At 71.6% G+C, this 7,458-nt stretch carries 10 protein-coding genes; 7 read left to right on the top strand and 3 right to left on the bottom strand.

What is annotated here, in order from left to right; genetic code table 11:
• The coding region (locus VFO68_RS23180; protein ID WP_325160469.1) for a BON domain-containing protein at positions 1-270 on the top strand (270 nt) is incomplete at its 5' end.
• A 37-nt stretch (positions 271-307) separates the two neighbouring features.
• A complete protein-coding gene (locus VFO68_RS23175; RefSeq protein WP_325160468.1) occupies positions 308-2,041 on the top strand; it encodes a GAF domain-containing sensor histidine kinase in 1,734 nt (577 codons plus the stop codon).
• A gap of 62 nt (positions 2,042-2,103) precedes the next feature.
• On the opposite strand, the gene VFO68_RS23170 is transcribed toward VFO68_RS23175, so the two are convergent.
• The gene (locus tag VFO68_RS23170) at positions 2,104-2,745 is read right to left on the bottom strand and encodes a response regulator transcription factor (RefSeq protein WP_325160467.1); all 642 of its coding nucleotides are present in this window, start codon (positions 2,743-2,745) and stop codon (positions 2,104-2,106) included.
• Between the two features lie 166 nt (positions 2,746-2,911).
• On the opposite strand from VFO68_RS23170, the gene VFO68_RS23165 reads away from it, so the two are divergent.
• The gene (locus VFO68_RS23165; RefSeq protein WP_325160466.1) at positions 2,912-3,316 is read left to right on the top strand and encodes an HPP family protein; all 405 of its coding nucleotides are present in this window, start codon (positions 2,912-2,914) and stop codon (positions 3,314-3,316) included.
• Here VFO68_RS23165 and VFO68_RS23160 read toward each other — a convergent pair.
• Both VFO68_RS23160 and VFO68_RS23155 read right to left on the bottom strand, forming a co-directional pair.
• Positions 3,242-3,730 carry a hydrogenase maturation protease gene (locus VFO68_RS23160; protein WP_325160465.1) on the bottom strand — a complete coding sequence of 163 codons (489 nt, stop codon included), beginning with the start codon at positions 3,728-3,730 and terminating at the stop codon, positions 3,242-3,244. The genes VFO68_RS23165 and VFO68_RS23160 overlap by 75 nt on opposite strands.
• Positions 3,727-5,022, bottom strand: a complete 1,296-nt coding sequence (locus VFO68_RS23155; RefSeq protein WP_325160464.1) for a Ni/Fe hydrogenase subunit alpha — start codon at positions 5,020-5,022, stop codon at positions 3,727-3,729. The genes VFO68_RS23160 and VFO68_RS23155 overlap by 4 nt, the downstream gene beginning before the upstream one ends.
• Positions 5,023-5,150: 128 nt before the next feature.
• On the opposite strand from VFO68_RS23155, the gene VFO68_RS23150 reads away from it, so the two are divergent.
• From VFO68_RS23150 to VFO68_RS23135, 4 genes are all read left to right on the top strand, one after another.
• Positions 5,151-5,756, top strand: coding sequence for a hypothetical protein (locus VFO68_RS23150; RefSeq protein WP_325160463.1), 606 nt, complete (start codon positions 5,151-5,153; stop codon positions 5,754-5,756).
• Positions 5,757-5,849: 93 nt separating this feature from the next.
• The gene (locus VFO68_RS23145; RefSeq protein ID WP_325160462.1) at positions 5,850-6,332 is read left to right on the top strand and encodes a universal stress protein; all 483 of its coding nucleotides are present in this window, start codon (positions 5,850-5,852) and stop codon (positions 6,330-6,332) included.
• Positions 6,329-7,255 carry a universal stress protein gene (locus VFO68_RS23140; RefSeq protein ID WP_325160461.1) on the top strand — a complete coding sequence of 309 codons (927 nt, stop codon included), beginning with the start codon at positions 6,329-6,331 and terminating at the stop codon, positions 7,253-7,255. The genes VFO68_RS23145 and VFO68_RS23140 overlap by 4 nt, the downstream gene beginning before the upstream one ends.
• Positions 7,252-7,458, top strand: a 207-nt coding sequence (locus tag VFO68_RS23135; RefSeq protein ID WP_325160460.1) for a universal stress protein, incomplete at its 3' end; no start/stop codon positions are given. The genes VFO68_RS23140 and VFO68_RS23135, both read left to right, overlap by 4 nt.

The raw sequence follows: 7,458 nt of genomic DNA, 5'->3' as shown, positions 1-7,458 counted from the left end.
GTCGGGGTGGTCGCCCGCCGCGACCTGCTGCGCACCCTGCTGCACGACGACGACGTGATCGCCGCGAAGGTCCGCGCCCTGCTCGACGACTACGCCGGCAGCCGCAGGCGGTGGACTGTCGAGGTCACCGGCGGCGCGGTGGTCATCGGCGGCGAGTTCGCCGACGCCGCCGAGCGGGCCGTGGTGGCCGCGCTGGCCCACACCGCGGCCGGTGTCACCGACGTGTCGCTGCGCCCGGCGACCGGTGTGCGACTCGGTTGGGACGACTGACCGACGTCTCTTGGCGCGGGTGCGACCCCACGTCACAATGGACCGCGTGTCCGACGAGCAGGCATCTTCGCAGGTCCGGGTGTCGCTGGCCGGGCTGCGGCTGGACGAGCTGCTGGGTGAGGTGCAGGATCGGCTGACCGAGATCGCCCGCACCCGGGACCGGATGCAGGGTCTGCTGGACTCGGTGCTCGCCGTAGGCTCCGGCCTTGAGCTGGAAGGCACGCTGCGGCGGATCATCGAGACCGCGGTGGAGCTTGTCGACGCCCGCTACGGGGCGGTGGGAGTGCTCGGTCAGGACGTCGGCCTGAGCGAGTTCGTCTACGTCGGCATCGACGCCGAGACCCGAGCCAGGATGGGGCATCTGCCACAGGGCAAGGGCCTGCTCGGCGAGCTGATCGAGCATCCGCGGCCGATCCGGCTGCCCGATCTGGCCGAACATCCGGCTTCGGTGGGCTTCCCGCCCAACCACCCGCCGATGCGCAGCTTTCTCGGGGTGCCGATCCGGGTCCGCGACGCGGTGTTCGGCAACATCTACCTCACCGAGAAGAAGGGCGGCGGCGAGTTCACCGCCGACGACGAGGTGGTGCTGCAAGCCCTGGCGACCGCCGCCGGGATCGCGGTGGAGAACTCCCGGCTGTTCGAACGGGCCCTGCTGCGCGAACGCTGGCTGCAGGCCACCGCCGAGGTCAACGCGAGCCTGCTCGGCGGGGCCAGCGGCGAGCAGGCGCTGCAGTCGATCGTCGACCGGGTTCGGCAACTCTCGGACGCCGACTGCACACTCATCCTGCTGCTGGATGCCGGTCAGCCGGGGCGACTGGTGGTCCGGGCCGGGGCCGGGACACACGCCGACCGGCTGCTGTCGGGGACCATCGCGGTCACCGAGCCGGCCATCGCCGGGGTGGTCTCCGCCGGGACCCCCGTGCTGATCCCCGATCTGGCCCATGCGCTGCCGGGTGGCCTGGGCGGCACGGACCTCGAGTACGGCCCGGCCCTGGTCGTGCCGTTGGGCGCGGCGGACCGGGTCAGCGGTGTGCTGCTGGCGTTGCGGGACAAGGGTGCGGCGGTGTTCGACCAGGAGCAGGTGCCGGTGCTGGCCTCGTTCGCCGACCAGACCGCGCTAGCTCTCGAACTGGCCGACAAGCAGCGCACCCAGCGCCAGCTCGACCTGCTGGCCGACCGGGACCGGATCGCCGGCGACCTGCACGACCACGTCATCCAGCAGCTGTTCGCCACCGGGATGAGCCTGCAGGGCGGGGTCCGGCGGATCGCCGACGAAGAGGCCCGCCGCCGGGTCGTGAAGGCCATCGAACAGCTCGACAACACCATGCGCGACATCCGCACGTCGATCTTCGACCTGAACACCGGCGCGGACGCCTCCGGGGTGAGCCTGCGCCGCCGGATGCTCGACGTGATCAACGACGTGTCCACCGATTCGGTGGTGTCGCCGACCATCCGGATCAGTGGCGCGGTGGACACCCTGGTGCCGGCGCAGCTGGGCGAGCACGCGCTGGCGGTGCTGCGTGAGGGGGTCAGCAACGCGATCCGGCACGCCCAGGCCCACGAGATCATCGTGACGATCGAGGTTTCCGACGACCTGATCCTGGACGTCGTCGACGATGGGATCGGGCTACCCGCCGAGGTCGCCCGCAGCGGCCTGCTCGGCATCGAACGCCGCGCCACCGAGTGCGGCGGGACGGTCGGCGTCGGTCCGGGACCGCGAGGCGGCACCCGGCTGACCTGGCGGGCTCCGCTCCGCCTCCCCGGAATTTGATGCGGTGGTTGCGTTCCGGCGAACGAGGCGGACATGCGGTGGATTGTGGCTGAGGGCGGGCCCTAACTCTGCGGCTTCTTGTGCAGTTGGGTGGCGAGCACGGCGACCTGGGTGCGGCGCTGTAGCTCGAGTTTGGCCAGCAGGTGCGAGACGTAGTTCTTGATGGTCTTCTCGGCCAGGCACATGCGTTCGCCGATCTGGCGGTTGGTCAGTCCCTCGCCGATCAGGTCGAACACGGTGTGTTCCTGCTCGGTCAGGTCGGCGAGCGGGTCGTGCGTGGCGCGTTCCCGGCGGATGCGGTTCATCAGCGCGGTGGTGGTGCGCGGGTCGAGCAGTGAGCCGCCGCCGCCGACCGTGCGCAGCGCGTTGACCAGGTCGCTGCCCAGCACCCGTTTGAGTACGAATCCCGACGCCCCGGCCATGATCGCGTCGAAGAGTGCCTCGTCGTCGGCGTAGGAGGTGAGCATCAGGCAGTTCAGCTCGGGCATCGTCGAGCGCAGTTCCCGGCACAGCTCGACCCCGTTGCCGTCGCCCAGCCGCACGTCCAGCACGGCCACGTCGGCCGGGGTCTGGGGAATGCGGACCAGCGCCTCGGCGACCGAGTCCGCTTCGCCGACGACCTCGAGGTCTGGTTCGAACTCGAGGAGATCCGCCAGGCCGCGCCGCACGATCTCGTGATCGTCCACCAGAAAGACCCGTACCATCGCCAACACCTCCGCTCGTGACGATAGTGCCGTCCCACCTCGCTCGACACGCTCCTGTGACCCTGCCGACCAGGGTCCAAGGTCCCTGCCAGAGCATGGCGGTTCGTCGGCGGCGGGGTTTCCTTGTGCCCTTACCGGCCGCCCGCAGGAGGGCTCTACTCGAGCCATGAGGACTCCGACAGCGGGCACGGTCCGCGCGCTGATGACCGACCGGGTGGTCGCGGTCACCGCCGCGACGACACTGGAGGACGCGCTGCGGGTGATGACCGAATGCCGGGTCCGCCACCTTCCCGTGATGGAGGGCGATCGGTGTGTCGGAATGGTCCAGGAGTCCGACCTGCTCTGGACACTCTGGACACACGGCACGGTGGCGGAGCCGGTGGGCCGCAATCGCATCAAACCCGCTCCGCTGGTGGACCCCGACGACCCGATGGTCCTGGCCGCGGCCCGGATGACCGAGGGCGGCTGCGACGCGGCGCTGGTGACCCGGGACGGATCAATCCTCGGGATCGTCACTGCGGCCGACATCGTCCGCTATGTCGGCGCGTACGGCGTCGAGCAGGGCGGGTAGTGCGGCGGCGACCTCGGGGGTCAGGTCGGTGCCGAAGCCGATGTCGGCGGCTTCGACGGCGTAGACGATGAGGCGTCGGGGTAGGCGATCCAATACCGTGCCGAGCGCGACCGCTTCGGGAATGCCCATGCCGTGGGAGCTTGCCGCCGGCCGGCCGGTGGGCAGGTCGTCGAGCCGGGTGCGGTGGATGCGGCCGGGTTGGGCGGGCTGGCACAGCACGGCGTCGATGACGATGGCGAGGCGGGCGCCGGTCCAGGCGTCCAGCAGCCGGGTGGGTTCGCCGTCCAGGACCTCGATGTCCACACCGGAGGGCTGCCGGGCGGCCAGCCGTTCGGCGAGGGCGGGTCCGACGCCGTCGTCGCGGCGGTAGGGGTTGCCGATCGCGATGACCACGACGTCGTTCGTGGCGTTCACCGGCGGTCCACGGTGAGTTCGAGGAAGTGGGCCGAGCAGGAGATGCACGGGTCGTAGTTGCGGATGGCCTGCTCGCACAGTCCGGTCAGGGTGTGGTCGTCGAGGTGCAGGTTGGCCTGGACGAGCCGGGCCAGGTCGGTCTCGATGGCGGCCTGGTTCTGCGCGGTGGGCGGCACGATGTCGGCCGAGGAGATCAGCCCGGCGGCGTCGATGGCGTAGCGGTGGTAGAGCAGGCCGCGGGGCGCTTCGGTGGCGCCGTGCCCGACCCCCGGGCGGGCGGCGACGTCCACGAAGGACTCCTCGGGTGGTTCGTAGCCGTCGATCAGGCGCAGGGCTTCGTCGAGGGCGTAGACCACTTCGACGGCCCGGACCACGATGCTGCGGAACGGGTTGCGGCACACCGCGCCGAGCCCGGCGTCGGCGGCGACCTGCCGGGCGGTGGGGGACAGGGTGGCCGAGTTGACGGCGTAGCGGGCCAGCGGTCCGGTGAGGAACTCGGCGCCGTCGAGCCGGGCGTGCAGCGCGGTGGAGTGCGGCACCTGCTGCTCGACCACGTGCGTGGGGTAGTCGGCCAGCGGCCAGTCCGCGCCGGATGCGGTGCGTGGGGTGCCGGACTCGATGGCGTAGCGGTCGGGTTCGTGCAGCGCCAGCAGTTCGTGGTCCAGCTCAAGGTCCGGGAAGTCGAAGGTGGACACCCACTGTGTGGTGGCGATGGCCGCGTCCAGGGCGGGCCGCAGCCGTTCGGCCAGCCCGGCCAACTCGGCGCGGGTGGGGGCGCGGTAGAAGCCGCCGAGCCGAACATTGACCGGGTGGATGGCCCGGCCGCCGACCAGGTCCAGGATCGCGTTGCCGGCCTTCTTCAACGCCAGACCGCGTTCCACGATCTCCCGGTGGTCTCGGGCCAGGGTGATGGCGTCCGGGTAGCCGAGGAAGTCCGGGGCGTGCAGCAGGTAGATGTGCAGGGCATGGCTGGAGATCCATTCGCCGCAGTAGAGCAACCGGCGCAGCGCCGCCACCTGCCCGCCGACCGACACCCCGCAGGCGTCCTCGATCGCATTGCACGCCGAGAGTTGGTAGGCCACCGGGCAGATCCCGCAGATCCGCGCGGTGATGTCCGGCGGCTCGGTGAACGCCCGGCCGCGCAGGAACGCCTCGAAGAACCGCGGCGGCTCGTAGATCCGCATCGCCACCCGCTGCACCCGGCCGTCCCGGACACTCACGTGCAACGCGCCCTCACCCTCGACCCGGGCCAGGCCGCTGACCTGAAGCTGCCGGCTCCCGCGATGCGACATCGACCCACCTCCTCACCGTTGCGACCCATCATGCTCTGCCGCCCGGGTGCGAGCGCGGGTCGTTGGTCGCGCAGGGCAGGGACCATCGGCTGCGGCGCGGTCGCGGTCGCTTGCTTACCGTCGCGGGTATGGACGAGCTGTATCGAGTCCGCAAAGGACAAGTAGCCGTGGTCGACGTGCCGGAACTGGACTACCTGTCAATCCAGGGCCAGGGTGTTCCGGGCGGACCGGAGTTTCAGCACGCTGCCACACTGCTGCGCACGGCGACCGCCGGATTCCTCCGACGTATGCCGATCGAGGCCCTGTGGTGGGTGGACGAAACGGTGTTGACCGACCTGGTTCGCGACCTCACCCTAGGCCGCACCAACCGGATGGACCTGCCGCCGGACGGCTGGCGCTGGCAGGCGCTGGTGCGGGCCCCGGATCCGGCCACGGCCGAGGCGATCGCGGGCATGACGGACGGGATCCGCTACCTGCGGTGGGCCGAGGGACCATCCGTTCAGGTGCTGCATGTCGGGCCGTACGCCGCCGAAGGTCCCGCGGTGCGGCGGCTCTATGCGGCCATCGACGCCGCCGGCTGCCGGCCACGCGGCCGCCATCACGAGATCTACCTCAGCAAGCGGCCGGCCACCCTGCTGCGCCAACCCATCGAGGCTCCGCGTAAGGCTGCTTTGACCGGCGCCGGCCGACCTGGTGGTCACGCCGCACTGGCCGCTCACCCAGCGCGGTATTGACGAAAGTCCCTGCCGGGTGAGGACTCGCGCCGCTGCCGGCCCGGCATGGTTGGGACGACAGTGGGATGCGAAGGCATCACGAAGGAGCACGCCATGACCGACAACAACGGCACTCGCCCGATCGTGGTTGGCGTGGACGGATCCGCTGTCGCCGAGGCCGCCCTGCGTTGGGCGACCGACGAGGCGGCCCGCCGCGGCAGCCCGTTGAAGGTGGTCACCATCGCTACCCGGCCGCGGCTGGCCTACACCGTGCCGGCACAACCGGACTGGGTCGAGCGCGCGGCCGGGCAGGCCCGCAAGGCCGCCGCGGCAAACCCGACGGTCCACATCCGGCAACTGCGGGTGGCAGGCACACCGGGTCGAGCCCTCATCGACGCGGCCGACGGCGCGGCCATGCTGGTGGTCGGGAGCCGGGGCGCCGGCCCGATCGCCCGAGCGCTGCTCGGCTCGGTCGGCACCTACTGCGCCAACCACGCACGCTGCCCGGTGGTGATCGTGCCCGCGCCGCGCAGTGCCGCCGAGCCCACCCGGATTCACCTCGGCCGCATCAAGGCCCGGCTGGAGGTCGCACGATGAGCGGCACGCGACCCGCCGTCGTGGTTGGTGTCGACGGCTCGCGTTCGGCGCTGGATGCGACCCGTTGGGCGGCGCGTGAAGCCATGCTCCGCAAGTTGCCGCTGCAGGTCGTGCACGCCTGCCCGCCGCTGGCCATCGCGCATCCGACCACCCTGGCCGGTCAGGCCGCCTATCTGGAGGCGATGCGGGATCAGGGCGGGCACTGGGGCCGCGAGGCGGCGGTCGAGGCGGGCAAGGTCGCGCCCGGTATCGAAGTGAGCGTCGTGTCGCGGGTCGGGGGCGCGCACGAGGTGCTCATCGCCGAGTCGCATGGCGCGCACCTGGTGGTGCTCGGCTCCCGTGGCCAGGGCGGGTTCGACGAGTTGGCGGTCGGGTCGGTGGCGCTGGCGCTGGCCGAGCACGGTGCCTGCCCGGTCGTGGTCGTGCGGGGCCGCACGCCCGCGGATCCACCGCCCGGCGAGGGTCCGGTGCTGGTGGGGGTGGACGGTTCGCCGGCGAGCGTCGCGGCCATCGGGTTCGCTTTCGAAGCCGCGTCACTGCGTGGTGCCGAGCTGATCGCCGTGCACACCTGGGAGCCGGTGTTCTTCGACGGGGCGTGGACCGCGTTGCCGCTGGACGCCGATCCGACGGAGTTGGCCGAGCGGGAGCGCCGGGTGCTCGGCGAGGTGCTGGCCGGTTGGCAGGAGAGGTACCCGGATGTCGCGGTGCGCCGGCGCCTGGTCCGGGACCGTCCGGTCCGCGCGTTGCTGGCCGAGGCGCAACGGGTTGGCGCGCAACTGATCGTGGTCGGCTCGCGCGGGCACGGCGAGGCCATGACCGGGATGGGGATGGGCTCGACCAGCCGCGCCCTGCTGTACCACGCCGAATGCCCGGTCGCGGTGGCGCGCCCGGACACCGAAGTACACCGAAAGGGTCAGTCATGAGCAGCAAGCCGATCGTGGTCGGGGTGGACGGGTCGGAGTCGAGCCTGGCCGCCGTGCGATGGGCCGCCGCGCGCGCGTTACGCGACGGCGCTCGGCTGCACCTGGTGTACGCCGACAACCCGCTGCCGGCCTACGGCCCGCACACCACCAATCCGCTGGCCATGGAAGCGCACCGGCGCGACACGGCCGACGAACTGGTGCGC

Source organism: Actinophytocola sp. (assembly GCF_035712165.1).
In the GTDB taxonomy this organism is placed as follows: domain Bacteria; phylum Actinomycetota; class Actinomycetes; order Mycobacteriales; family Pseudonocardiaceae; genus DASYTH01.
The sequence above is the reverse complement of the archived record's forward strand: the minus strand, read 5'-3'. Positions and strand labels throughout refer to the sequence as shown.